Origin of the sequence: Prevotella ihumii, assembly GCF_900155655.1 — a bacterium.
GTDB lineage: Bacteria > Bacteroidota > Bacteroidia > Bacteroidales > Bacteroidaceae > Prevotella > Prevotella ihumii.
Genome location: NZ_LT706987.1, coordinates 2,503,376 through 2,527,370 on the forward strand (window position 1 = coordinate 2,503,376; position 23,995 = coordinate 2,527,370).

General features: G+C 40.7%; 18 protein-coding genes and 1 pseudogene. 7 read left to right on the top strand and 12 right to left on the bottom strand.

Going from position 1 to position 23,995, the window contains the following annotated elements; genetic code table 11:
- Positions 1-29 precede the first annotated feature (29 nt).
- From CZ367_RS11020 to CZ367_RS15560, 11 genes are all read right to left on the bottom strand, one after another.
- Complete coding sequence (locus CZ367_RS11020; protein ID WP_237581698.1) at positions 30-1,433, bottom strand: leucine-rich repeat domain-containing protein; 1,404 nt, start codon at positions 1,431-1,433, stop codon at positions 30-32.
- 133 nt (positions 1,434-1,566) lie between these two features.
- A complete protein-coding gene (locus tag CZ367_RS11025; RefSeq protein ID WP_077196904.1) occupies positions 1,567-2,478 on the bottom strand; it encodes a hypothetical protein in 912 nt (303 codons plus the stop codon).
- Between the two features lie 10 nt (positions 2,479-2,488).
- The gene (locus CZ367_RS11030) at positions 2,489-3,592 is read right to left on the bottom strand and encodes a fibronectin type III domain-containing protein (RefSeq protein ID WP_077197438.1); all 1,104 of its coding nucleotides are present in this window, start codon (positions 3,590-3,592) and stop codon (positions 2,489-2,491) included.
- Between the two features lie 41 nt (positions 3,593-3,633).
- Complete coding sequence (locus CZ367_RS11035) at positions 3,634-4,809, bottom strand: DUF4856 domain-containing protein (RefSeq protein ID WP_077196905.1); 1,176 nt, start codon at positions 4,807-4,809, stop codon at positions 3,634-3,636.
- Between the two features lie 19 nt (positions 4,810-4,828).
- Positions 4,829-5,461 (bottom strand): hypothetical protein, encoded by a 633-nt coding sequence (locus CZ367_RS11040; RefSeq protein WP_077196906.1) that lies wholly within the window; start codon positions 5,459-5,461, stop codon positions 4,829-4,831.
- Positions 5,462-5,487: 26 nt separating this feature from the next.
- Entirely contained in the window at positions 5,488-6,513 is a 1,026-nt protein-coding gene (locus CZ367_RS11045; RefSeq protein ID WP_077196907.1) for a DUF4302 domain-containing protein, read from the bottom strand.
- 1 nt (position 6,514) lies between these two features.
- Positions 6,515-7,468: a putative zinc-binding metallopeptidase gene (locus CZ367_RS11050; RefSeq protein ID WP_077196908.1), complete on the bottom strand. Its 954-nt coding sequence runs from the start codon at positions 7,466-7,468 to the stop codon at positions 6,515-6,517.
- A gap of 29 nt (positions 7,469-7,497) precedes the next feature.
- Positions 7,498-9,027, bottom strand: a complete 1,530-nt coding sequence (locus CZ367_RS11055; RefSeq protein ID WP_394334146.1) for a RagB/SusD family nutrient uptake outer membrane protein — start codon at positions 9,025-9,027, stop codon at positions 7,498-7,500.
- Position 9,028: 1 nt separating this feature from the next.
- Positions 9,029-12,418 (bottom strand): SusC/RagA family TonB-linked outer membrane protein, encoded by a 3,390-nt coding sequence (locus CZ367_RS11060; protein WP_077197439.1) that lies wholly within the window; start codon positions 12,416-12,418, stop codon positions 9,029-9,031.
- A 34-nt stretch (positions 12,419-12,452) separates the two neighbouring features.
- The gene (locus tag CZ367_RS11065; RefSeq protein WP_077196910.1) at positions 12,453-14,687 is read right to left on the bottom strand and encodes a TonB-dependent receptor family protein; all 2,235 of its coding nucleotides are present in this window, start codon (positions 14,685-14,687) and stop codon (positions 12,453-12,455) included.
- 143 nt (positions 14,688-14,830) lie between these two features.
- Positions 14,831-15,010, bottom strand: coding sequence for a hypothetical protein (locus CZ367_RS15560; protein ID WP_154669330.1), 180 nt, complete (start codon positions 15,008-15,010; stop codon positions 14,831-14,833).
- 597 nt (positions 15,011-15,607) lie between these two features.
- Between CZ367_RS15560 and CZ367_RS15950 the strand changes: the two genes are divergently transcribed.
- From CZ367_RS15950 to CZ367_RS11090, 7 genes are all read left to right on the top strand, one after another.
- Positions 15,608-15,757: a hypothetical protein gene (locus CZ367_RS15950; RefSeq protein WP_202613128.1), complete on the top strand. Its 150-nt coding sequence runs from the start codon at positions 15,608-15,610 to the stop codon at positions 15,755-15,757.
- A gap of 242 nt (positions 15,758-15,999) precedes the next feature.
- Entirely contained in the window at positions 16,000-16,944 is a 945-nt protein-coding gene (locus CZ367_RS11070; protein WP_077197440.1) for a hypothetical protein, read from the top strand.
- 245 nt (positions 16,945-17,189) lie between these two features.
- On the top strand, positions 17,190-19,553 hold the full coding sequence (locus tag CZ367_RS11075; protein ID WP_077196911.1) for a C10 family peptidase: 2,364 nt from the start codon (positions 17,190-17,192) through the stop codon (positions 19,551-19,553).
- A gap of 120 nt (positions 19,554-19,673) precedes the next feature.
- Positions 19,674-21,554: an Omp28-related outer membrane protein gene (locus tag CZ367_RS11080; RefSeq protein WP_077196912.1), complete on the top strand. Its 1,881-nt coding sequence runs from the start codon at positions 19,674-19,676 to the stop codon at positions 21,552-21,554.
- A 368-nt stretch (positions 21,555-21,922) separates the two neighbouring features.
- A complete protein-coding gene (locus CZ367_RS11085; protein ID WP_077196913.1) occupies positions 21,923-22,411 on the top strand; it encodes a TlpA family protein disulfide reductase in 489 nt (162 codons plus the stop codon).
- 9 nt (positions 22,412-22,420) lie between these two features.
- Positions 22,421-22,570 carry an invasion associated locus B family protein gene (locus CZ367_RS15955; RefSeq protein ID WP_154669331.1) on the top strand — a complete coding sequence of 50 codons (150 nt, stop codon included), beginning with the start codon at positions 22,421-22,423 and terminating at the stop codon, positions 22,568-22,570.
- A gap of 43 nt (positions 22,571-22,613) precedes the next feature.
- On the top strand, positions 22,614-23,285 hold the full coding sequence (locus tag CZ367_RS11090) for a hypothetical protein (RefSeq protein WP_077196914.1): 672 nt from the start codon (positions 22,614-22,616) through the stop codon (positions 23,283-23,285).
- Between the two features lie 326 nt (positions 23,286-23,611).
- Here the strand turns inward: CZ367_RS11090 and CZ367_RS11095 are convergent.
- Positions 23,612-23,980, bottom strand: a pseudogene (locus tag CZ367_RS11095) (IS66 family transposase); the annotation flags it as partial.
- Positions 23,981-23,995: the final 15 nt, after the last annotated feature.

Sequence of the window (23,995 nt, forward strand, 5' to 3'; positions counted from 1 at the left end):
TGCCGAGTGGCAGCGTTCGGGTCTTAAATTTATTTTACCATGCGCTTGACAACACGTCCATCAGAATACTGAATAATGTGAAGTCCTTTGTTATGCTTGCTTATCTTTCTACCACATACGTCGAAGTGTACTTTATCTATGTTCGACTCATAGACAGACTGCTTCGCAACTCCAGCGGTTGTGATGTCAAGGATTTCGTACATTGTACCTAACGCAACTTTTTTTGTGGTAAAAGCTTCTTTAAATTTGTCAATCAAGTTTTTTTCTACATAGACTTTAAGTATTACGTCCTTAGGTGTAAATACGTACTGGCCGAACTCAGGCATAGCTGAACCAGTAAACTGCACGACAGAAAGTTTCTTGTTGTTTTTGAATGCATAATTTCCTATTCCACCAATTGCTCCTTTGAAGTCAACAGTTTGCAACTCGACACAGTCGCTGAATGCCGATTCTCCAATAGAAAGATTAGAGGCAAGTGAAGTAAATTGCTCAAGTCCAGCATGCTCAAAAGCATATTTGCCCACGTTGGTGAGTCCTTCCGGAAGACTGATATTCTTCAGGTTTTTGGCATAAGCAAAGGCATACTCGCCTATTTCTGCAACACTTCCAGGTATCTCAAACGAAGTTGCACTGCTGCCTGCAGGATACTGTTGTATTGATATTTTATCGGCATCGTAAAGCACGCCATTGCTAGCACAATAATACTCGTTGTCTTCTGCCACCGTGTACGCCGTAACAGCAGTATTGTAGAAAGCTTTTTCCTCTATTTCTGATAATGATGATGGGAACTCGGAAAGAGTAGCAAGCGAGGTGCAATTCTCGAAAGCTTGTGCGCCAATTTTCTCCAATTGTGATGGAAAAGTCACCGAAGTAAGTGATTTGCACCCAGCAAAGGCACCCTTGCTTATTTCCTTGAGCGAGTTGGGAAGTGCGATTGACGCTAATTTGCCACAATCTTTAAAGGCATTCTCCCTTATGGTAGCGACGCTTTGCGGAATGACGCATTCCGTAAGCGAAGTGCAACCGCTGAAAGCGTGTTGTTCTATACTCTTTGTACTTGCAGGCAATTTTAGTGTTATAAGTGCCTGGCATTGGTAGAACATGTAGGCACTCACCTCGTCATCATAGGCAGGTGCGTAGTATTTGGTAGACATACTTCTCTTTACCTGATAATAATTGCCACCGTTGGCAACAATCTTAGCCCCAGAGAGGTCAAGTATGGAAAGTTTTCCCTCTGTTGGTTTCCCCTCTATGTCCCTGCCAGCCATCTCGCGAAGGCACAAGATATCGGCACCATTAATACTACCCGATATGGTAAGATTTGTAATGGAAAACTTTTCGGACTGGGTGATTTGTTTTGAAAGTTCACCAGGCTTTTCTACTTTTATTACTTTCTGCGCATGAGACACACTAAACACCAGTAACAACGCCAAGGTTGTTATGCTTTTTCTAATTTTTGAGATTTGCATGTTGTATTGTTATATTTTATTGATAATTTGAATACGTCTTTCTTTTGCCAAAAGTTATATAGGACAGATGGCAAACATATATTGAAAATTAGATATATTATTTTTTCTCGTAAGGTATTACAAATTTAAATCCACGCCCGGCAAGTACTACATGGTTCGCCCTGACTTCCTGGACGTATAATTTGTATTTGCCCTCTTTTAGAGAGCTGAACTCGTCTGGATAGCGAAAACCGAGCTCAACATCAATATAGGTGCCTTGTTGGGGATTTATGATAACAGGCGTAATCTTGATGGTTTTCTTGGAGGCTGTTGGGGTGGCCTCATTAAATATCCATACACCCACACCTTTGCGATGTACCACCAACGTGTTGCGCATCAAAACGCTTAAACTTCTCGATGTGGTGCTATATACTCCCGACTCATCAGCCTCGCCTTTGCATCGCACTTCTACTTTAATCGTTTTGGTTTGATGATCCTGCCCTGTGATGTGGAGATAAGCGTCGCCCTCGCAATAGGTATCTATTTCTATGATGTTGGTCTTGGCGTTCCACTTAACCTTCTTCAGAACACGCATAGGGTCTTCCACACGCATTTGTGCTATGCCGCCTCCACCATTGACACTTACCGATCGGCTCTCATCCCGAGGGTACAACCGTATGACATCCTCGGTAGAGGTAATGTTGGGCACTATAACATTTATATCCAACTTGCGACACTCATCGCCCGACCAAACAGAGGCATACGTTTCACCCTCCAATATACCTGTAATACGTAATGTATCTTCGTTGATGCTGACGGTAGCCAACTTTGAGTTGTTGATATTGCACTTGTATTTACCAGTCCCACCCTTTAAGATTAACATACGGGTCGTGTGCGTAAACACATCAATAGATGATAAGTCGTTATCCCCTATCAATATTTTAGACGGTTCTAAATCCGACTCATTGTGGCATGCGGTTAACGACATGCCAAGTATTATCACTGATAGCCAACTATATATATGCTTCATGTTGATTAGCTTATTTCACATTTAAGTTATATTCCAAGGTCCAAGCCTTGCCATCACTCTCAATGATGTCCACAATCAATATATGTTTACCCGTTTTGTTGAAAACCAATTTGTATCCGTCGACAGGGACGAAGGGAATGCCGTCAAGCGTATATTTAATTTGAGCGTTGACATCATACAAATCATTGAAAAACAACTCTATGTTTCGTGGACAATCACCATAGTTCTTAATTTGATAGATGTAGGGAATGCGATTTTCATCCTCCCTGCCTGTCATCATTAATTCTGTGGTAATGTTTTTTTTAGCCACTTTCGACTTCTTTCCGTCAGGCATAATCGTCTGCACACCTATTTCGTAGGTAGTGTTAGGCTGCATTTTTTGCAAAATATAGTCGGTTGTGCTTATTGTAGATACTTGCCTTCCATTAAGCAAAATATTGTATTTGACGCCACTGCCTTGCACAGGATTCCACGACATAAAAATTTCGCGTTGTTGTGCAGAAATCTTCACATCATAAGGCATCGGTACATCCTCGGTAATAGTACTACTTTTTATTTTCTTAAAAACCACATCGTCAATCAATAGATAGTTATTGGCATCGGAATTTTCTTCTTTCATTTCAAAACAAAATCCCGCGTAATCCACTCCTTGCGGAGCGACAAAATCTATAGTTTTTTGTTTCCATTCAGTAGGGGATGCATCTGTGACCATATCCCTTGAAGCTTTCTTTGCATCCGTTTTAACTTTGCGCTTTTCTTTGCACCATATCACGGTGGAAACACAATTGGCACGCTGTAACGTGCCTTTATACCAATAGGTAAGGCGATAAGTTGCTCCGCCCTCAATTTTCATATAATAATAGTTGTTTGATCGGTCAATTATAGATAGCGTATGCGGGATTGCTACTAACTTGACAGCGTGGCTGCCACCATGTGATTGATTTGATTTTTCAATGCTACCCACTGAAAAATACCAACACACAGGTTTCTCATAGATGCCAGCGGTGCGCCATTCTTCAAACCCACCGTTCAATATCAAGTTGGGATGTGTTTGAGCTGTTACGTCTAACGTACAACATAGGAACGCCAACAATAATAGTTTGTATAAATTCATCGTTTTATTTTTTCTTATAAGAGTTATCGCATATATGCTTATCATTTTATGCGCTGCTTGATTTGTGCTACAGTATAGGCAATGGATCCAGGGGTAGTGGAATCGCCTTCCAGACGCTGCTTATCCCACAACCCAGAGTTTTGAGTAAGTGCATCTAAAAGCGTTTGTACCTCATCAAAGGTATATAATGGTTTCCCTTCTGTATTCACGGCAAACTGCAACGAGAACACGGCACCATAGGCACGTGACAGGAATACCAAGGCATTGCTGATGTCCTCGTGTAAATTGGCATTTGTCACTTCGCCTGACAACAACTGAATGGCATGCACGGCGACCACCTTAGACAGTTCTTGCCTAATGGTATGAAGACATGTTCTCATCTCGTCAAACCTATACTCAGTCATGGCCAATCGTCCTGCCGCAAAGGCGTTGTAAAGTTTTATACGACTTCCCTTTAGCGCACTGCGCTCATTTTTTTGCACAATGGGCAACCAGTATTGGTAATAACCATAGGCCAAGTCCCAATGATGTTCCAATTCTGTGTAATTATGTCCGTTTACCAGATTTGAAGCTGCCTGATCTTTCAAAAGCTGTTGGTCGTTGTATAACTCAGGGTTAAGGTGTACGTTCAGGATTTTATCCAAATAAATGCTTCCCCTAACCATCTCATAGTACACTTCCGCCACGGCTACACCTTTGGCATTGACAAACGCTAAGTTTTCATCGCCAATATTATAGCCTAAATATCCTCCTTTGCCCATTTGTGCCTTGGTGTTGCGAATATCGGCAGGACGAGGGTAGCCATAACCACTCAATGCTCTCGACTCATCGAATAATTGTTGAAAGACTGCAAGGATGCGATCCCTGTCAACACGGTGAACCATAGATGTAGCTATCTCATCAAATGGTGCTTTACCATACACTCCTTGCTTGAAATATTCGTTCATCCGATCCTGCTGTACGACACTTGATATACGAGCTTCTTTCATGAACGAGTGATATACAATATCAGCAGGCTCTTTTAACAGCTCACACTCTAATGTATTAACACTACTTTCATCATTCCTGACAAACTTATATTCCGGGTCGGGCCATGTAGGCATAATGTACGACGACTCAATGGTTTCGTCTGGCCATGTTGTGCATGATGTTATGGAGGTACACAGTGCCAACCACAGCATAAACATACAAAAAGGTCTGTTACGTTTATTCTTCATAATTTTAATCCCTTTATCTTTATGGCAATATGATATATCCACAAAATGGATTTTTAATTAAATTGATACCCTCTTCATTTTGAAATTGCTCTACATGTAAAGGGCGCACAATGGTAAGTCCATCATTGGATACTGCCGAAATGGTGGCGCGCACAGATGAGTTACTTGGACCTCCGCCCTTTACTTGCAAAAACATAGGGAAGCCAGACATAGCTTGAAAAGTAATTTTTTGCTCCTCTCCGTTTTTAAGCAATTTTACATCGCTATCATCAAGACCATAACCTTTCGTGGAAATGGTTTTCAGGGCCTTGTCAGCATCAATGTATCTGATAGTATAAGTTGAGGAAAGTTCACCATCAGGCACCAAGCTGCCTTGCAATTCCTTTTCAAAAAAAGAACAAATCAGGGTTACCGTATAAGTACGCTTCTCACCGTTAATCTCAACTCCTGGATAGACGTAGCTATGCTCATTCATATCGATGCTTGCCAATTGCAAGGCTTGATCATCGTACGATATCTTTGGTTTTTCTATTCCCTTAAATGGAAATAATTTGTCGTAGTCTTCATCAGCATCGTCGTTCACGGCAGGCGAACATGCGGAGAATAATATTATGGTAAAGGCAGAGAGTGTTATATATAATTTCTTTTTCATACCGTTCGTTGTTATCTGTTTATATTTTATTCATTGGTAGGAACGTCTTGAATAACCGCTTTCAAACCAGTTATTTTTCCTTCCGGATGCAAATGCTTACTTACTAACCTAATGCTTCTCCATTCGGGATGATACACTTCTACCAATTCAGCTTCGAAATGGTTGCCAACACGTTGAAAGTCGGCAAACACCTGTTTGTTGTTCAATCGCAGACCTGCTCTAAAAGTAATACCTTTAGGCGTGCCACAATATCCAGAACCCAACACGGAAAATTCTTTAGGTGGATAGTCTGGGATAGGGTTAGGTTTCGTTACCTCCATAAACAGATAATATCTCTGTTTTTCGGTTGTGGCCACGCGTCCACCGTTTCTGCCAAGATAGTAATCGCTCTGAAAGTAAACACGGCCGCCTCTGTGTATATATAACTGTGGATTTTTCATTTGCTCAAATACTCGTCTGTTATCGTATGCTTGTTTTACTGCATCGGCAAACTCATGCACATCATGCAAGGGTTTCATCAAAATATATTCGCATGCTGGCTTAAGGTACGAGGCGGTTTTGAATACCAGTAATCCGTCTTCATCACGTCCTTGGTATAACCAGTCGCATGCGCCTCCATAACTATCATTGACTAGCTTGTGTAGATAGTTTGTGGTAAGAAAAGTAAGTTGGGTGCAACTATTTGCCCCTATTTTGTATTCGCTCATTATGGAAGTAGCAACACTTTTGGGGTCAAAGTCGGCACGCATCTCTACTTTCCCATGTTGTAAAAAACGCATGGTAAAACAAACACCTCCATAACCATATCTGTCAGTTCCGTATTGGTATTCGGCTTTTATTTTATCACTGATGTTAGAAAACAGCAAAGAGTCTGTTTTAGGGAAATACATAACCAACCATCCTGCTTTGTTGTTAACCAGCTCAGTGTTCAACGCCTCAATGGCTTGCCTCTTGCGCTGGGTAGGTGTATTCACAAAATCTCTTTCTTCATCATGGCAGCTGTAGAAAATGCAACCAAGTAGAGTGAGGAGTATGTATGAAAGATACTTCATCTTATTTTGTATTTAGATATTTATTCAAGGTCCTGACACTCTTAAGTTGCAATGTGAGCAATTTCACGTGCCAGTTATTCCAAGCATACTGTTCGACAAACATTTTTTTTGCCATAAAATCATGATAGGCACGTTCGGCCTCTTGTTCATAGCGTTTATTCACTTCGGGGTCAGAGTCTTCGTCTGGTGTATGTGCTTCATCTTCTGCTTGTTTAAGTTTTGCTGGTGTAGATGTCAAGGTAACGCTTAACATCTCTGCCATGTCGTCCTCGGGATTAAGCATAGAGAGATAGGTGTAAAATCCACGTTTGTTGGCATATCCCACTAACCCAATATCGTTGTTCGCACCATTTATCTCGGAGAGGAGTTGAGTGTCGGTGATGTATTTTCCTTCACTGATGGCAGCAAATTTAGCTCTATCGTATGGCATCTGCTCTAACACTCGTTTCATCATCTGATGATATACGCTGCGAACAAGTCTGTGAACTTTCTGCTTGTCGTTTGCATCAAAATCATTAACATGATATATACTCATCTCTACTGGCTGTGACGCAATGTTGTACATGCGCTCAACACCATTCTCATCTGGGTTTCCGCCCCCATATAATGTAATGCGTACTGGCAAACAGTAGTTAAGCAGGTTGCCTTTGCCCTCTATTTGAATATCCCTAAAGGTATCAAAGCATAAAGAGCTAATAGCGTTAAGAACTTGTTTTATGTTTGTAGTGTCAGGAGGATACACATAGACTCCTTTCTGACTGTTATTTTTTTGCCACTGATATACCACCTCTGGACCATACACCTTGGTAAAATGCTGTTCTATCCATTGTGCCGTTTGTGTTTGAGGGGCATTGCTGTCCACAACACTGTCATCTGATAGTGTGTCATGTTGGCAAGACGTTGCCAGTAATGCCCATAGGCCTATATATGCTAAGAAATATTTCTGTATATTCATTTTGTTGCGTTATAAATTATCTACCATATTTATCTAATGGGTTCTTTACGTTCACGGGGATTAGGAGCCAGTCCTCTGTTTTGTGCTTCTATGGGAATTTGCAATACTTTTCGTGGGTCGTCTTTCTCTAAGGGGAAATAATATTTAGATTTTGTGTTACGCTTCACACTCAAATGAAACCTTCTAATGTCTAACCAGCGTAGCCCCTCAGCAAAAAACTCTTTTTGCCTGAAATCGGCAAATAACTTTACCAATGCAAGCTGCTTTAATGTCATGCCATAGAAAGGGGTGTACACATCATAATTATTTTCACTTGTACGCATATAAATATCCCTTTCAACAGTAGGCATAAAGCCAAACTTACCCTGCATATATTGCAAGTAATCATTAATAGCTCTATCATACTGTTTTAGCATAACATAGGCTTCCATCCTATTAAGCAAAGCTTCATCTGCAGTAAACAATACATTGCTCACGTAAATTCCCCGAGGTCTTAATCCAATGCTTTCAGTGGTAGACAGCTCATCAAACTTGGCGATATACTTACCATTTACTATAGGTGATGGTGAATAAACAAAAGGATATGTACCGTCAAAGGTCATTTTAGAGAAATCGCCTCCCCCTTCGATACCTCTTTTGTTGAATATTTCGTCAACAGTTTGCTTGGTTGATCCGTAACGATCCGTAGGCATTTGTCTTGCCCACCGAGACTCGGTGGTACAAATCAATAAGTTGGCGGGCTCGTCGGGAGATGTGTAGCGTGTAGACAAACGCTGACGGTTAAACTCAAATTGCTGTGAATATCCCACCCAATGCCTTAATATGGTTTTGGGGTCAGCGCCTAACACATAATTAGCATATTCCACTACTTTTTCCCATTCACCTTTCATCAGATAAAAACGAGAGGCGAACGTGTAAGCCGCTTTTTTGTTGAAGTGGTATTTAGGTTGCTTATAATATCTGTCGGCGACTAAGGTGACACCACGCTTCAAGTCGCTTTCAATGCTATCATATACTTCGTTGACAGTCCCTCTGCTATAATTTGTCAGCGCATGTTTCTCGGGTTTGTTAACATAAGGTATACCAGGAGATTGCTCTGCATTGCCATAAGGCTCTGCCCAGATATTGACCAACATGAAGTGAAGGTAAGCCCTTAGCAAAAAAGCTTCGCCATATAGAGCCTTGACACGTTCAGTCTTAGGATATTTCTTGAGCAGCTCCAAGGCCTTGTTGGCCTGTGCAATACCTTTGTAACAACTATTCCAATAATTTAAGGGTGTGTCAATGTCTTCTTGGGTATCATCCTCCCAATAAAACATTTCTTCGTTCAGTTGTGTATGTGTGCCATTTGCTCTGATGTCTACATTATCAGTACGAGGCTCTAAAAAAGGAATGTAGCTTGCCTCTGGATAAGCTCCTGCAAGTAATTGGGCAATTCCTTCTTCGTTGTCTATGTTTACATCAATGTCCGAATCGGGAATTTTGTCCAAAAAATCGTTACAGCCACATAGAGCTAAAGTGGCAAAGACCAAGACATATTTATATAGATAGTATTTCATTTTAAAAACCAACATTTAAAGTAAAAGTATATTGTCGAGGCGTAGGCAGTGAAACGCCTCCTGTTTGATAATATTCTGGATCTTGTCCATGTAGTTTGGGATCGGCATAAATCAATAGTGGATTTGTAACATTTAAACGAATACTTCCACTTTTTAGGCCTACCGCTTTCATCCAACTTGGTTTTAAATAATAGGATAGAGCAATATTTTTTAGTCTGACAAAGCTACCATCGGCCACACGCAATTGTGAGTAGTTGTAGGTGTTGTATGCTTTTTCTATATTTTCCATTCCTATCACGTCTATTATCTCCTTCGAAGGCAGTGTGGGTACGTCAGTATGATATTCATCGCCGGGATTAAGCCAACGATTGAGATAATTTTTGGAAAATACATTCAAATCGGCAAACTGTGTGTCAAATGTTGGATTTAGCCTAATCTTGTTGCCTGCCTGCATTGTTATGAAGCAAGAAAATTCCCAGTTGCGCCATCTCACGGTATTTGCCAGTCCGCCCATTATATTAGGCTCAATAGGACCGTGATACAATAAATAAGTTTTAGTGTATTGTGTATCGTTGAAGTCAGCTCCCACAATATCTTTCAACTCGTTTTGTGGTAATGGATATCGTCCAAAATTAAAGTTTGGTAGCCCATTTTTGTCCAATCGTTGGAAATTAAACGAGAACAGCGAGCCTTTAGGATAACCTACTACGTTGCCACGACCTCTACCTGCCACCATGTCAAATGCGTTTGGTGAATTGAGCAGGCGGGTTATTTGTTGATGAATGGCACTGAATGTAAGATCTGTTGTCCATTTCCATGCATTGGTATTCACATTGATGGTATGCAATCCGAATTCAATACCACGAGCAACCATATCACCAAAGTTGGCATATTTATAATATTGTCCACCAACTCCAGATGTACGTACCAAGTCTATCAAATCGAATGTATTGCGTTGGTATACATCTACTGTGGCCGAAATGCGATTTTTCAGGAACCCCACCTCTGCACCAACGTTCAGCTCGTACATTTTCTCCCAAGTAAGATCTCTGTTTTCCAACGAAAGCAAATTTAATTTGTTTTCTCTGTCATTTAGATTTAACCTATGGGCTATACCACCTCTATAGATAGCCGATGCATTAGCTGCCGCTTCGTTCATTTTGGCTGTTAATCCATAACTTATACGAAATGCCAATTTTGAAATGACATCATTACCTTGCATAAAATTCTCCTTATCCACGTTCCATTTGGCTCCAACATTCCATGTTGGCAACCATAAAGCAGTAGATCCCTTTCCTGCGGCATTAGAGCCTTCAACGTTCACCACTGTATTAAAAATATACTTGCCCTGATAGCCATAGGTAATATTGCCAGAAAACGTTATACCTCTTTCGTTTCTATTACGCAATGCAAAATAAGGGGTGTTTTCTTGAAACATTTTCTCAAAAATACCAGGTGCGCTTTGCACCTCATTACCGCGTTGATAACTAATGCCATATCCCTGAAAAGAATTTGTAGTTTGCTGCAGCGTCCTTACTTCACCAAAAGCAAATCCTTTCAGGTTATGTACTCCTATTTGCTTGTCGTAATCAACAGCTATGCGTGCCAGCATACTTTGCATGTTGGCATTATTTAGGAAAAGTACGCCACCTTGTTGTATGCCTGGTTTAGGCAGGAGTTCTGGATGATAGATGTCTTTTACAAGGTATATATTTTGTTTTGCCACCCATGGTGTTTCACAAGCACGGTAAGCTCCTATCATGTTGGATTTTTCACCTATTTCATGTCGTCTACTTGTATGTGCTCTTCTGTATGAAAACATTGCTTTAAGGTTAAGATCATCGGTAAACTTATAGGTCGCTTCGGTTTGCAACTTAAAGTCGACCACCTGTATTTTCAATTGATTGTTATCATACTCATTCAATATGTTGAAAGGAGCCCAGTTGTTACGATAATATTCGCGTTGCCCATACTCATCATAGGGACGAAGCGTTCGGCTTGTTCCTAAAGCGTATGCAAACGGGTTGATGTCAAAATCTCGTTCAAATGCTCCAGATATGGTGTTTTTTTTCTGTGGCAAGGTGCCTGGTGTATGTTGCATGCGCATATTGGCCTGTAACGATAATTTGGCAGTAAGCTGATTGGTTATGTAAAATGTGTTCTTAATGTTGGTTGTCAGTCGCTGCACCTGATCGGCAATAGTCCAACCAGCATCGTGATAATAGCCTATCGAGGCATAAGATGCTACATTTTTTCCACCTGCCGACAAACTTACTGTATGGTTTGTCATCAGGTTGTTTGTAAACAAAAGCTTAAACCAATCTGTATTGGCATATTCTCTTTGTCGTAAGAAGTTTTGTCGGGCTTCATAAGTGTTTGGCAACATCCAGTTGTGTGATTTATCATCATAAGTGGTAAGCTGTTTGTACATTTGATGATAAACCCCGCCTCTACGTCCATATAACGATGTAGCTGGATCAAAATACCCTTTCTCTTGCATTTCCTGATACAGAGCCATCGTCTCTTGAGAGTTCAGCAAATCGAAGTGACTGTAATCTGGACGCGGGCGCCATGTATTTTCTGCTGTATAATTAATTTGCAATGGCGTTTCCCTTTTACCACTTTTTGTCGTAATTACAATAACGCCATTGGCAGCCCGTGCGCCGTATACTGATGTGGCTGAGGCATCTTTCAGTACTTGAATATCTTGTATGTCAGCAGGATTAAGCCCTGCTACTGCCGAACTAATGAGCGTAACGGCATCACCAGACGCCAAGGCTTCGGGAGAAACATGTACCATGTCCTCGTAAACAGCACCATCGATTACCCACAATGGCTGAACATTTCCTATGATGGAAGCACCCCCGCGAATATTGATGCGCGGTGCAGCACCAAATGTTCCGGATATGTTTTGAATCGACAGTCCAGGCACGCGACCCTCCAACATACGCGAAACATCACCAATACCCTCGAGTTTGATGTCGGTCATTTTCACTGCTGTGGCAGCACCCGTGTAAACACGGTTTCTTATGCTTTGGTATCCTGTTACGACAACTTCGTCAATCATTCTGCTATTACTCTGCAACACTATTTTTAAAGCTGTTGCCTTAATACTTCCCTTATAGTCATGCATGCCTATAAACGAAACAGTAATGGTTTGCCCCTTGGCGCCCTCTATCTTAAAATTACCATCGAGGTCCGTAACCGTCTTTTGCTTGTTTTCTACAATACCAACAACTGCCCCTATTATGGGTTCGCCTTGTTCATCTGTAACAGAGCCTGTTACCCACCCATTTTCTTGTGCCATAAGCCTTGATAAAGTGCATAGCATGAACAATAGGCATAGTGTTCTTTTTATAGTTATGGATTGTATATATACAGATCTTCTCATTTTCATATTATATTTTTAGCGATATGACATTTTTTCAAAGTTTCCATTGTACCCCCCCATAAATACCAAAAGGTAAGCCTGCTCTGACACCAGATGGGTGGCGTGAAACCATATACACTTTGTTGGTAAGGTTGACCATATTCATAGTAAGGTCTACATTTTTAATTATATGCACCTTGGCGGTAACATCTATAATAAAGTTGGCTGGAATTTTTTCGCGTTGAGCTATCTTGCCTTGTCCTGGAACTGTACGCATGTCGCCATTGTATCGCATGTTAAAGTTTATGTCAGCCCATTTGCTTTCCATACCTATCTGACCGTTAAGTGCGTGACGAAAGATATAAGGGATTTCATCGCCATATAAAACATGTCCCCACGATGCACTTGTAAATGAGTTTTTCATCTTTGTATCTGTAAAGGTATAAGATAGTTGCATGGGGAGTTGGATTTTCCAATGGGTAGGTAATGGCTGGCATTGTAAAAGCAGTTCTACACCTCGTACCAATGCCCGTCCTACGTTAAACTGGTCTAAGGTACCTAATCCGCCTTGTGCGGCAAGGTCGCTACCCAACATGTTAGAATAGTTGTTGTTGAAACCTATCAGTTCTCCTTTGAACCATTGATTAGCATAGCGCAAACCTGCCTCTACATTGATACTGCTCTCGGCTTTTTGTCCAAGGGAAGCACTGGGCGGTGCAAAACCTTTATGTATTCCTGAGAATAATGACAGCTGGGGCATTAACTTACAGTTGATCCCTATTCCTGGCATAATTGCTCTTGCACTATTTGGTACTTCTATACGCGCCATGCCCGTACGTCGCCAGTCGGCTTTAGTATAATCGCGATTCAACAGCTTTACATCTTCATAACGAACTCCTGCGGTAAAGGTAAACACACCTTTTGCCCATTTTGCTAAAGTATAACCCGATAATGCATGCGCAGTAGTAATGCGGTTGGCCTGACTGCCTGGGAGTCCTCTTGAAAAAAGCTCCATACGACCATTATTCATAGAGTATCCATCGTCTTGCTGGTAGCGATCCTCGCTGTCAGCATGGTAACGCATACCAATCTCTGCAGTGAAGTATCCACCGTATAGCATTGTTTTATATTCCCCTTTTAGCTGAATACCACGCGAATGGTACTTACGGCGGTTAGCACGCAGCATTAGTGCCTCTCCTATATAGTTAGCCTTACCTGCAACAATATCGAAGTACGATTGGTTGGTAATAGGGTCGGCAAGTACATCGCCTATCGAACGGCGTTCAGCCTTGGTGTAGCCAGTACGCACCTCGTTAAGCTTGTACCAATTCCTGAAAAAATAATTGTAATAGGCTTGCGTGGTTATATTCCATGAACGAACACCTTTTATGATGTATGTCGCAGAAAACTGGGAGTGGCGTGTCACCAAATTATCTTTTTGCGCTCCTGCATATCTAAAATATGGTTTAACGTTAAAGTCCTGTTCAGTAAGCCCAAGATATGTTTCGTCGGAAGTTTCGTTAGCAAATCCATATTTCAGTTCTAATCTGTGATTTATGCCATCTTCGTTGTTTGTGCGTACCATCCACTTAGCGATTACGTCATTGCGCTTAAATCCTGTACGCTCGTCGGGGTCATCGTGTCTGAAACCGCGAGCCTGATAGCGCAAATATTCTATGAGAAAGCCTGTATGCTTAAAGCTTTTACCTATAGCCGTTTGTAGTTTTAGACTACCAAAACTACCTGCCGACATGCTGCACTTTATTAATCGGTCCTGCGGGATGGGGGTGGACACTAAGTTAACGGCACCTCCTGTTGTAAATGGCCCGTATTGTACCTGACTGCTACCTTTTAATACTTCTATAGCATACATACGTGCCGCATTAGGAAAGTAATAGGCTGCGGGGGCTGCGTATGGTGCAGGAGCAGCCAATATGCCATCTTCCATTAGCGTGATACGTTCACTACGCTCAGCTTGTGTTCCGCGTAAACTGATATTGGGGCGCAATCCAAAACCATCTTCTTCATAAATATTTACTCCAGGTACGCTTTTCAGCATACGATTTATATCGGTATAATCAAACTTGAGCAATTCTTTGGGTGAAAGGTAATAAGCCGAACCAGTACGGTTACGTGCTTCAAACTGACTGCCTAACATCTGGTTGGCTCTTACTACTACTTCGTTAATCTGATGTAAAGAGTCGGTCATAGCATTAGACGTTTTAGGTGTGCCTACGTCTTTTTGGGCATACCCGATACATGGAGTCAGTGTGATAAGCAGAGACAGCATTCTTATTTTAATATACATATGGGGATAAATCTATTCTTTTATTGTACTAATTTTCCTCTTCAAATACCTGTGTATAAATGATATGTGAGATTTATTTCTTATAATGGATATTTTCTGATGCAAAATTACAATATCCAAAAACATCACACAATACCTATTATTAGGTATTTTAACCCAAATCGGTCGTTAGCCCAGTCAGACAAGTCAGCCCAGTCAGACAAGTCAGACCCGTCCGACCCGTCCGACCCGTCCGACCCGTCCGACAAGTCCGACAAGTCCGACTGGGCTAACGACCGATTTGGGTTTAACAAAAATATTGCCATAAGAAAGCTCCTTTTGAAACAGATTTTAATGTGCACAAGGAGCCCCTACGTTACCCACACAAGCATTTGGGATAAAGCAACCCGTTGGCGGAATTATTTTTTAGCTACTATACCAATTGTTACCTTATTTAATAGATAGCGTATTTCTCTTTTATCTTTTTCTCTTCTTCCGTTTTACTTCAGGTAAGTGTTAAATACAAGGGTCATAATTCTCGTATATGCGTTGAAAAGAAGCGTGATACACAAAAGTGGCATAAATGGGTGTGCAATTGTAAACTGTTGATTGATAATGAGTAATGAGTAAACAGGAAAAAGTGTGCAAGAATATACTGCTTAGATTGCGGAAATATAGAATAAATAAAAGAAGAATATGAACAAGAAAAGTGCTATTAAGTGGTATTTCAGAAGGTAAAAGTTGAACTTTAGCTTTGCCAAACATCAATGTTGAGGTGGTAAAACATATATGTTTGGCATTGTCAAAGTTGAACTTTGGCTTTCCATAACATCAACAAAAGAGATTTAGAACATATAATAAGACATATCAAACAATTCTATTTGGGAAATTAAAATGTTAAATCAACATAACAGCAAAACCCATTGGGAGAATTAAACCTAAATCGCTCGTTAGCCCAGTCAGACCAGTCGGACGTGTCAGACAAGTCCGACTGGTCCGACAAGTCCGACAAGTCCGACAAGTCCGACTGGTCCGACTGGTCTGACGAGCGACTTGGGTTTAATGCACACTAAATTAATTCCGCCAACGGGTATATCTCGGTACTATTCATTTTGCAAAGGTAACATTTTGACGAAAAATATTCGCTACCTACCCACACGATGTCGTTATAGAGTCGTTTTTTTTTATTTTTTCTTGCATAGTATCATTATTTAGTTTATCTTTGCCCACCGGAAAGAAAAATATTAGATTCTTTGCAAATTTAACTACAAACAATTTTAACAACAAACAATTTAACAACAAACAATTTCAAATCATGAAGAATTTTTTACATTTGAGAGTTTTGGTGGTACTGCTTACTGCCGTTCTTGGAGTGTCTAACAGTTTCGCTGACAATGATCTTGACGAACAACTTGATTTTCTTGGTCAGAAGATGACTAAAGAAAATGGCAACAAACTTGACCCTGAACGTAAGTGGGTTAAGTCTGGAACTGTGAAGTTTGATGCTGATACTCGTACTATTACATTAGAAAACGCTGAGATTGTTGTTACTAAAGAAAACTGCCCTCAGTATAAATCAGAAAGCGGAGGTTGGTATCCAATTATCGGTACTTTCCGTTTTTATTGCCCAACTGCCGATATTACCGTGAAGTTAATCGGTAAAAACTCTATTACGACAACTCAGACAGGTTTTGTGATGCTGACATTTCTAGAGGGAGCGTCTGCGAATATTGATATAACGGGCGGAGGTAGCCTTACTATTAATGCTGGATTGAATGGTATCGATGCCAGACATACAGGTACACTTAACATAAAAGACGTAGATATGAACATTAAAGGAGCCAGCCGTGGTATTTCCGGCGGATATACAAGTCGTTTGATAGTTGATAACTCAAATGTTACGTCTGAAGGTAAATACGGTGCAATTTGCGGTTTCAAGAAGTTCTCAATGAAGGGTGTAAAGTGTGTTTCGCCTGTTCCAGACCCCAGTGCAACTCCTGAAGATAAAGAAGACCCACAAAGTACTAAAACCGTTTCATTTGAAAAAGGCGGTGTAACCAATGCGGCTGGCACTCCATGGGGCTTGGTTGTTTTGCAGCGCGAAACAGAAGCTGCAGGTATTGCTACTCAGCCAGCTGTTAAGAACAATGCGACAGTAGTTGCTGTTTATGATGTATCTGGCCGATTGCTCAACGATTTGCAGAAGGGCATCAATATCGTTCGTTACAGCGACGGTAGCGTGAAGAAGATTGTTAAGTAAGCAATGCTGAGAAACGAATTTGCATCGAAAGAACAGTAGTTTATAAATGTTTGAGTACGATGCAGAATTCGTTCGGAATACTTAAGGAAACTCATATCCGCAATTAGGTTATGGGTTTCCTTTAAATAAAAAAGAAGTTAAGGTAACTTTAAAGAATTTTGCTATTGCAACTTGTAGAGTTGGGAGAATTTTAGACTATAAATATTATAGAATTAGAATTACCTTAGAACTAAATTTATAATCTTATGAAGAAAATATTGCTTTTACTTGTACTCTTTTCACTGGGAAGTATAGTACGAGGCAATCCTGTGAGTTTGGAGAAAGCACGCCAAATAGCTTTAAAGTATATTAAAGGCAACAGTGCTCGCTCCCCCCGTATGCACGCACAAACTTCAAACGCTGTAAAGAGCGTGCAACTCTCTACCGATGCTTATTATGTTTTCAACGTAGGGAGAAATGATGGATTTATTATTGTAGCTGCCGACGATAAGGCACCAGCCGTTTTGGGACATTCTTACAACGGTACATTCGATGAGAAGAATATTCCCGACGGAATGAAATGGTGGTTGGAATGTTGTCAGCGTTATGTGAAATATGTTGCTATCCATAAGCAACCGACAATGTTGGCAAAGCCAGCAAAACTTCAAGATTTGTCTGGATTGATGACTACAAAATGGAATCAGACAAGTCCTTATAACCTCAGATGTCCGAAATTCGATGAAGGATATGCTGCAACGGGCTGTGTTGCTACTGCAGCAGCGCAGATTTTGAAGTATCATGAATGGCCACAGAACGAAACCTCGTTGATTCCAGGCTATAAATCAAAGATGCAGAAGTACGAACAAACCCTTCAAGACCTCCAGCCAAAGAAATTCAATTGGGGAGCAATGAAGGATAGTTACAAATTTCAAGAAGATGCAGACGAGGTTGCGTGGCTTATGCGCTATGTCGGACAAGCCGTGAAGATGCAATACTCTCCTAAGGAATCGGGTGCCAATGTTTTGCTGACATCGTTCAAGGAATATTTTAACTATGCGGCTACGGCACAAGAAATAGAACGTTCGTCATATACGGAAGCTGAATGGCAGCAGAAAATCTATGACGAGATAAAGGAAAAACGTCCTGTGTTGTACACGGGTGGTAAGTTTGATGCTGTATCTGGAGTCATTGGTTATCACGCCTTTGTTTGTCACGGCTATAAAGATGGCAAGTTCCTTATAAATTGGGGCTGGGGCGGTTTGTCAGACGGCGAATACGATTTGTCTGTGCTCAATCCTACCTTACAGGGAACAGGTTCGTTCTCTGGTGGCAGCGGTTACACCATTAAACAAGCTGTCATTGTTGGTTTGAAGCCAAACAAGACGGGTCAGCAGCCTGAGAAGGCTACCAATACCATCTTTGTGCAAGATATAAAAGACGTACAAGACAAGTATCAGCGAGCAGATAATTCTGCAGATTTTGTCATTGACAGAATCGGCTTGAAGGTCTTGGCAAACAATTACACGAAGCAGAAGATAACATTTGGTTGGCAGCTTCGAGATGCAGAGAACAAGCCAGTAGAAGGCACAGCAATTCTTGGTCAGGTAGATATTCTTAATATGATGCCCAACAACCGCACATACGAATGTGTGAGCAATTCGTTGACTTTCGGTAAGAACCTGTCTGCGGGGATTTATTATCTTGTTCCAATGTATGCTGCCGAGTCAGATGGCGACAACACTTGGAAGCCTTGTGTAAACTCAAGCATGTATATCAAACTTGATGTTAAAGACAAGGAAATGCTTGCTACTGCTTTCAGCAACAAAAGCGATGTGGAATGCAAAACGCTGACACACGAAGGACAAGCAGAGGAAAATATCGAAACAAAGATAACTGCAACGCTTCTTAATAAAGGTATATCAAATACCGTAACTGTATATCTTTACGACGCAACGACAGGCAAGAATGCGAATGCCGTTGGCTTTATGATAGATGCAAAAGCAGAGCAGAAAGTTGAAATTTCCTATACGCCTAAAACGGCGGGCAAGCATCACGTTGAACTCTATGCTGACAATGTAAGGAATGTGAAGATAGGCGAACTGGAAATAGATGTTAAGGAAGGCTTAGATGCTGAATTAACACAAAGTGGCTATAAGATTAAGAATGCCCAAGGCAATGTTGTAATGGACAAATTTGAATGTGATGTTACAGTAGAAAACTGGGGCAATGACGCTTATAAGAACAAAATCATAGCCATTCTTTCCGACCGCAGCTCTGCCAATGTGGAAGTATTGACCCAAGATGTTGATATTGATGCAGACGAAACACAGAAACTTACATTTACCTTTAGCAAGATGGAAGATGGTGGCGAGTACTGTGTGAAGATTTATTATATGAAAAAGAATCTGCAAACAAGACTTTCTCTCGCTGCTCCGAAATATTATACATTCCGTTTGAGCAATGGTATTGAGAATGTAGAGAGCGGTAATGCTGAGAATGGTATTGTAACAATCTACCGCATTGATGGCAGCGTGGCAGCACGTGTGCAGCAAAATGTCGTGAAGCAGACGCTGAAAGAAATGCCTCATGGTGTTTATATCATAAATGGTAAGAAATATCTGAGCTATTAAAAATATAAGAATGTCTAAATTTAATATACATAAACCATAACTAATTGAAGGCAGTGTAGGCTTTCGAGAGCAATCTTAAGAGCCTATCACTGCATAAGATTAAAAAAGAAACTATAAACTATGAAACATTTATTTATGTCATTGATAGTAGCTTCTGCTTCAATGTCGGCAGTAGCACAAGACGTACAGATGATGAATACACCAGTCCTTTCAGGAGTGGTGGCAAAGGCTAAACCACAAATTAAAGCAAACCAACGTTTAATAAGCGATTATTACGAAGTAGGATATGGAAATGCTCCCTTTAACAATGGAGAAAAAATGATAGGTTCTTTCTACTCTCAAGAGATGTTGAAACCTTTCATTGGTTGCAAGGTTAAATCAATTAGAGTACTTTCTGCAGATGCAAGTCGTATTCAGAATGTTTTTATTAAGGAAGGAAGCACTATATACGATGCCACAGAGGTTAAAGCAGAAGGAACACTTGGCAATTCTATTGGCGACAAGTGGTACGAAGTTAAGCTAAGTAAGGAAATTGAGATAACAGCAGAAACTAAGGGATTTGCAATCGGATACAATTTGGTTGCTGGCAATCAAGGTAAAATAACCATCGGAAAGAATGGTGTAAACTCTTATAGAGGTAATCTATATACTTATTTTGAAAGAACAAACGAATGGATAAACCGTTCTACAACCCAGCCATTGACATTGCCATTGCAATTGGTAGTAGAACCTGCTGCTGGAACAACTATGAGCGAACTGGTGGTCAGCCATATCGAATTGCCAAATTATACTGAGGTTGGAAAAGCCATTAATGTAGATTATTGGCTAACCAATGCAAGCTCAACACCGATAAACGACTTTGAACTTGACGTTCAGATAGACAATAAGAGCGTAAAGACCATAACAGTGGAAGAAGGTGTTGGAGTAGGAGAAACTAACAAGAAGTTTAGTATTGCTGAACTTCAGCCGAATATCTCTACTGCAGGTAAGCACAATCTTGCCTTGGTATTGAAGAAGGTAAACGGAAAGGAACTTAAAGATGTGAAGGGCGTTGAGAACAATCACAAGGTTCTTTATTATAAAGAGGTGGTTGCACGCCAAAAGACATTGGTGGAAGAATATACTTCTGAACGTTGCAGTAACTGCTATAGAGGTATTCAGAATATCAAAGAACTCAAGAAGCGACAGCCTGATATGGTCATGGTTGCAGTACACCTTAACGAAAGAGAATATCCTGATGATGTAGCTGCACCAGAGAGCCAGTTTATCAAGCGAATGGCAAATGTCCGTGGATTGCCTTCTTTTGCTTGCAATAGAACTGCTTTTATTTACAATAAGCAGGAAACCATAGCAAATCCCAGCATTGCTGGTGAGTCTTCTCCTCAGCTTGTAGAGGTGATTGATAAATTCTACAATTTTTCAAAGGAGAATACTTGCGTGTTCTCAACACTTGGCATCGTGAACAAATACGATAAGGACAGCAAGAAGATAAAAATAACAGTTACAGGCACAGGCGTGAACAAGGCGAAGGAGTTGCTCGAAGACTATGCGCTCTTTGTTCTTGTTACGGAGAATAATGTAGACGGACACCAAGGCAACGAAAATGGATTTCTCGTGGAAGCGAAGCACCAAGATGTACTTCGTGGATATGTTTCAGATGTAAAGGGCGACAACGACCTTGTGTGGGAAGGTGATAACTTCACAAAGACTTACGACTTTGCCATACAGAACGATTGGAAGCCTGTTGAGTTGGAAGTAGTAGCATTTATTGCTCCTAAAATAAAGGAAATCGGTGCGAATCTTGAGAGCTTGGCTGTGCAGAACTGCGTAAGCGAGCCTCTTTCCAAAGACCATAATGCTATTGAAAATGTAGCAACAGACTTGACTGCAAAGGAAATCGGACGCTACAATATCAAAGGTCAGCGCATATCAGCACCACAAAAGGGAATCAACATTGTGAAGTTCTCTGATGGAAAGGTGTTGAAAGAAATAGTCAAGTAACGATTAAAAGAGATATGCTGTTCCGCAGAAATGATGGAACGCATATCTTTTTAGGTTCATCAGGAATTTGGAGTGATAGATATAATCAACGTTGTCGTAGAAGATAACAAACCTCCATTATAACAGCTTTATATAAAAGGATTTAACGATGTCGCACAGCAGTTCGGCAACGCCGACTTTAGAAAAGCTTGAATTATGATTTTTTGTTTTTATAAAATGGCTTTTTATAGGCTTTTAGTGGAGACTATTACTTCGTAACTATATGAATATAAGAGCTTATGGTTCATCACTCCAAATTTCGGAAGAACCTCTTTTTATTCCAACGAATGCAAGACAATTTTATTTATTAACAATTAATACATAATGTCATGAAAAAATTTTTTTTATCACTTTTAGTACTACTTACTTGCGCTATCAGCACAGTTAGTGCGCAATTACCATCGGTAACGCTTAAAGACATTAATGGCAAAACTGTACGTACAGATACTTTATCAAATAATGGAAAGCCATTCATTATTGATTTTTTTGCAACTTGGTGTAAGCCTTGCAACCGTGAGCTGAAGGCTATTAGCGAAGTATATAATGAATGGCGTGAAGAAACTGGTGTGAAAATCTATGCTGTCTCTATTGACCAAGCACAGAATGTGAACAAGGTAAAGCCACTTGTAGACGAGAACGGCTGGGAGTATGAAGTGTTGCTCGACCCGAACAGTGAGTTTAAGCGCGCTTTAGGCATACAGATGATTCCTTATGTTCTTATTTGCGATGGCAAGGGGAATATTGTGTATAAGCACAACGGCTATACAGAAGGAGCCGAAAACGAGTTGATAGAAAAAGTTCGTGAACTTGTAAAATAGCAAATCGTTATGAAAAAAGGTATCTGGTTGTTATGTCTGCTTGCTCTTGGTGCAGTAAAGGCTACTGCACAAGGGCAGGACGATACCGACAACGGGAAGGTCTCTGTTACAGGAAGACCTCAAGATTGGGTCGCCAAGTACAAAGTAAACAATATGTAAATAGCTAATAATATTTTTAAAGTTAATAAGAAAGGGAAAAACAATGAAAAGAATACTATTTTTAGCAGCTGTGTTGCTCTCAATGGGTATGGGTGCAATGGCTCAAAGTGCAAAATCTGCACTTCAGTTTGTTGATGACAAAGGAAATGTAATAGCTGATGGGGCTGTTTTTGAAGTTACTGAAGTGACAGTTGATACTGACTTTGGTACAACTTATATGAAACCCCATCTGTTTGTAAAGAATGTAGCTCCTCAGAGTAAAACGGTAGCGGTGAAGCTTGATTTTACTTCTATGCCTTATGGAAACTTTCAATGTTGTGTGGGGCAGTGTAAAACATTTGAAGAGCCTTCTGTGGAAATGTCAGATACAAAGGCTGTAAATTCTGGCGAGTCTTTAGATATTCAAGCAGAATGGTTCCCTACAGGAGAAGCCAATTCTCCAACAACTTGGATTGCAACGCTGACAACAGGTTATGCTGAACAGACAAACAGCCCATATGGAGTGCCTGAAACTAAGATGACAGACGAAGGTCCTTCAGTTAAAGTTAAATTCGTTTATGACCCAACGGGTGTTGCCTCTGTTAAGGACAGCAATGCAACTGTAACCGAAGTTGAGCGTTACAACGTTCAAGGTCAGAAGATTTCAAAGCCTTGCAAGGGCATTAATATCATCAAGCTCTCTAACGGAAAGACCGTTAAGAAGTTGATGCAGTAATGTGCAATGACGGGCAGAACTACCTGCTCTAAAGAAGCAAAGGTCTTGTAATTTACTAAGTTCGTATAAATACAAGGTTATATAAAAGCCATATCTTTTTTCTGTTAAGGGATTAAGATATGGCTTTTTTATTTTAACGTGAGTTTGAGAATTATAAGGGGTCAGTCGTAAAACCCAGCTGCATCCCCTCTCCCCTCCCCTCATACACATAATTTCATAAGTATTTGTTACGACTGACCCCAAATGATACGTAAGCATCCAATATTAGCCGACTTTCACACCAACAAATAACCCTTATATGTCTGGCAGCATATAAGGGTTATCTGTTATTTGAAGTTTGAAGGTAGCATTTTCGTGAGTTCCTCCTCCGTCATATCTGGCAGGGACCTTGAAAGAACTTCCTTCATCCATTTGTATGGCTCTATGTCTGCTTCCCTGCAACACGCCACGAAGGTATAGAAGATGGCATTGTTCTCCGCTCCCTCATTGTTACCACAGAACAGGTAGTTCTTTCTTCCAAGCGTGATGGGCCTGATGGCCTGTTCCATGAGGTTGTTGTCTATGTTGAAGCGTCCGTCCTGCACATACCTGCCAATGCGTATCCATACGGCGAAGGCATAACGCAGTGCCTTCTCCATAGCTTCGCCTGGGGTGTACTGTTTGTGTACATCCAACATATAGGTCTCCATATACTTAGTCTCCCCTTGAAA